This is a genomic window from Psychromonas algarum, assembly GCF_004376845.1.
In the GTDB taxonomy this organism is placed as follows: Bacteria; Pseudomonadota; Gammaproteobacteria; order Enterobacterales; family Psychromonadaceae; genus Psychromonas.
Map to the genome: position 1 here is coordinate 1 of NZ_SNUW01000038.1, position 618 is coordinate 618.

The 618-nt window shown below is 42.7% G+C and carries 2 tRNA genes and 1 rRNA gene; all 3 read left to right on the forward strand.

What is annotated here, in order from left to right:
* Positions 1-104 (forward strand): 16S ribosomal RNA (locus E2R68_RS13820); the annotation flags it as partial.
* Between the two features lie 110 nt (positions 105-214).
* A tRNA-Ile gene (locus tag E2R68_RS13825) sits at positions 215-291 on the forward strand.
* A gap of 43 nt (positions 292-334) precedes the next feature.
* Positions 335-410, forward strand: a tRNA-Ala gene (locus tag E2R68_RS13830).
* The last annotated feature ends 208 nt before the right edge of the window (positions 411-618 follow it).

A 618-nucleotide genomic window follows, 5' to 3' on the forward strand; every position in this document is an offset into this window, starting at 1 on the left:
AGCTTAACCTTTCGGGGATGGCGATGACCACGGTGTGGTTCATGACTGGGGTGAAGTCGTAACAAGGTAGCCCTAGGGGAACCTGGGGCTGGATCACCTCCTTACGTAAAGAAACACATCCTTTGTATTTCGGTACATTGGCGCAAGTAATAATGAGTGCCCACACAGATTGTTTGATTAGAAAGTAAAAGAGACGTATAGATAGACCTATATTGGGTCTGTAGCTCAGTTGGTTAGAGCGCACCCCTGATAAGGGTGAGGTCGGCAGTTCGAATCTGCCCAGACCCACCAATTTCTTGTAAATGAAATTGGATCTATTTATACAAACCATGTTGGGGCTATAGCTCAGCTGGGAGAGCGCCTGCCTTGCACGCAGGAGGTCTGCGGTTCGATCCCGCATAGCTCCACCACTTCATCTTTGAAGTGACCAACATGATAGAAGCCTTAGATAAGTAACACTACTTACCTAAGGCTTTTTTTAACGAAAAAGTCTGCTCTTTAACAATTAGGAAAGCTGATAAATGTTCTTATTTATCACACAAATACAATGACTTACTTGTAAGTTGATTGGTGTGACAAATAAAACGAAATGTTTAATTCATTAAGGTGAATTAAACG